Source organism: Collinsella aerofaciens (assembly GCF_005844325.1).
GTDB lineage: Bacteria > Actinomycetota > Coriobacteriia > Coriobacteriales > Coriobacteriaceae > Collinsella > Collinsella aerofaciens_G.
The window spans coordinates 1-2,763 of record NZ_SPFY01000051.1; the positions used below are offsets into that span (position 1 = coordinate 1).

Consider the following 2,763-nt stretch of genomic DNA (forward strand, 5'->3'; position numbering starts at 1 on the left):
CCTTCGAGGCCGAGCGCAAAATGGATTCTAAAAAACACCTTGCCAAATAGGAGCGTCAGGACGCAAAGAGGCTCCGCAGCGCGAAGCGCGATGCGGAGCCTCTTTGCATGTCCGAGGACGTTCCGGAGAGAAACCCCCGTCACGCCCCCGGATTCCCGGTGGGAGTTCTAGACCTTGTCGGCCTTAGTACATACCGCCGCCCTGCTGACCAGCGGTGGCAGCAGCGATAGCGTCCTCAAGCTGAGTGTTCTTGGGCACATCGGAGACGGTGGCCTCGGTGATGAGGATCAGGCTGGCGACAGAAGCAGCGTTCTGCAGGGTGACGCGGCTGACCTTGACGGGGTCGAGGACGCCCATCTCAATCATGTCGCCCCACTCGCCGTTGGCAGAGTTGAGACCCTGGCCGGCGGGCAGCTCGGCAACCTTGTCGACCACGACAGCGCCCTCAAAGCCAGCGTTCTTGGCGATGGTAGCGACCGGAGCGGTCAGAGCCTTCTTGACGATATCGACGCCGATCTTCTCCTCGGGGTCGTCGATCTCAACAGCGTCGAGCGCAGGAGCAGCGTCCATGAAGGCGACGCCGCCGCCAGCGACAATGCCCTCCTCGACAGCAGCGCGGGTAGCCTGCAGGGCGTCCTCGACGCGATGCTTGATCTCCTTGAGCTCAGACTCGGTAGCAGCGCCGACCTTGATGACGGCAACGCCACCGGAGAGCTTGGCCAGGCGCTCCTGGAGCTTCTCGCGGTCGAAGTCAGAGGTGGTGTTCTCCATCTCGCCCTTGATCTGAGCGATACGGGCGTCGATGGCCTCCTTGGAGCCAGCGCCGCCGACGACGACGGTGTTGTCCTTGGAGATGGTGACGGACTTAGCGGTACCGAGCATATCGGCGGTAATGTCAGCGACCTTCACGCCCAGCTCGTCCAGGGCAGCCTGGCCACCGGTGAGGACGGCGATGTCCTCGAGGATGCGCTTGCGGCGATCGCCGTAGCCCGGGGCCTTGACGGCGCAGACGTTGAGGGCGCCGCGGATCTTGTTGAGGACCAGGGTCGGCAGTGCCTCGCCGTCGATGTCCTCAGCGATGATGAGCAGGCCACGGCCAGCGCGCTGGACAGCCTCGAGAACGGGCATAATGTCCTGAACGCTGGAGATCTTCTGGTCGGTGATGAGGATGTACGGATCCTTCATCACGGCCTCCATGCGGTCGTTGTCCGTGACGAAGTAAGCGGAGACATAGCCCTTGTCGAACTGCATGCCCTCGACGGTGTCGATGGTGATGTCGAACGTCTGGGAATCCTCGACGGTGATGACGCCGTCCTTGCCCACGACCTCCATGGCCTCGGCGATCTTCTCGCCGACCTCGGGGTCACCGGCGGAGATGGTACCGACGGAAGCGATCTGCTCCTTGGTCTCGACCGGCTTGGCCTGCTTCTTCATCTCGGCGACGGCGGCGTTGACGGCCTTGTCGATGCCGCGACGAATGGCCAGCGGGTTGGCGCCAGCGGCGACGTTGCGCAGGCCGTCGTTGACGATGGCCTGAGCGAGCAGGGTTGCGGTGGTGGTGCCGTCACCCACGGTGTCGTTGGTCTTGGTGGCGACCTCCTTCACCAGCTGGGCGCCCATGTTCTCGATGTTGTCCTCGAGCTCGATCTCCTTGGCGACGGAAACGCCGTCGTTGGTGATGGTCGGGGCACCGAACGTGCGCTGCAGCGCAACGTAGCGACCCTTGGGGCCCATGGTGACGGTAACGGCGTCGGCCAGAGTGTTGACGCCCTTGGCGAGCTTAGCGCGGGCATCGGTGTTGAACGTAATGTTCTTTGCCATGGTGAGTAATCCTCCAAAAGAAATGTGACTCGCGTCGCCGCTTCCGAGTCCTATGCGGCAGGCGCGTTCAAAGACGAATCAGAGATTCCGACGAGACTAGGCCTCGACGACAGCGTAGATGTCGTCGGCGCGCATCAGCAGATACTTCTCGCCGTCGACCTTGACCTCGTTGCCACCGAACTTACCGTAGATGACAACGTCGCCAACCTTGACGTCCATGGGGATGCGCTCACCCTTGTCGTTGACCTTGCCGGCGCCCACGGCAACGATGGTGCCGCGCTGCGGCTTCTCCTGAGCGTTGCTGGCGATATACAGACCAGAAGCGGTCTTCTGCTCGGCCTCGTCGGGCTTGACCAGAACACGATCTGCAAGCGGCTTCAAAGACGACATGCTTGTCTCCTCCTTTTTGGGCCGCGTGGTTATGCCACGCGAATTAACCCTTTTTGTTTGCGTACGCGTTGAATGGTACCCACGAATGGCGGGTTATACAACACAGAGTCAAAAAATCTTATTTTTTGGCACTTAGATTTTCTGAATGCCGGGGGATAACTTGGCAGTGGCTCCCGGGGCGGACCGGAGGGCATGAAGTTTGCTGCTCTACAGTCCTGCGCAAGACGGAAAGCACATTAAGTGCTTTCCTTTGCGTGCGGAACTCGCGACAAACTTCATGCCCTCCGGTCCGCCCCGGGAGCCAGGTTAACTAATTCGGGCCCGGTATTCAGAAAAGTCAGTGCAGCAAAATGGCGATGCAGATGGAGCGAACAAGAAAGGGGCACGTTGCTGAAACGTGCCCCTTAAGTTGCGGTGGAATATGGACTGTTTTTGGCTGTTGAGGTGTTATTTAGTCCGTATTTCACCGCAACTGAGGGGTGGGATGTGGGGTTAACGGTAGCGCGCAGAGATGTGGTGTAAGAGGCGGGGCATGACCCGCCTCTTCCCTTT

At 60.6% G+C, this 2,763-nt stretch carries 2 protein-coding genes; both read right to left on the bottom strand.

The annotated features are described in order from the left end of the window. Positions 1-183 precede the first annotated feature (183 nt). Entirely contained in the window at positions 184-1,821 is a 1,638-nt protein-coding gene (gene groL / locus FGQ61_RS09495; RefSeq protein ID WP_006234938.1) for a chaperonin GroEL, read from the bottom strand. A 96-nt stretch (positions 1,822-1,917) separates the two neighbouring features. Next, on the bottom strand, positions 1,918-2,211 hold the full coding sequence (gene groES, locus FGQ61_RS09500; protein WP_022094351.1) for a co-chaperone GroES: 294 nt from the start codon (positions 2,209-2,211) through the stop codon (positions 1,918-1,920). Between the last annotated feature and the right edge of the window lie 552 nt (positions 2,212-2,763).

What these genes read in the sequence shown, in the direction of transcription:
- groES (WP_022094351.1), bottom strand. Translation starts at nt 2,211, where the DNA reads ATGTCGTCTTTGAAGCCGCTTGCAGATCGTGTTCTGGTCAAGCCCGAC.
- groL (WP_006234938.1), bottom strand. Translation starts at nt 1,821, where the DNA reads ATGGCAAAGAACATTACGTTCAACACCGATGCCCGCGCTAAGCTCGCC.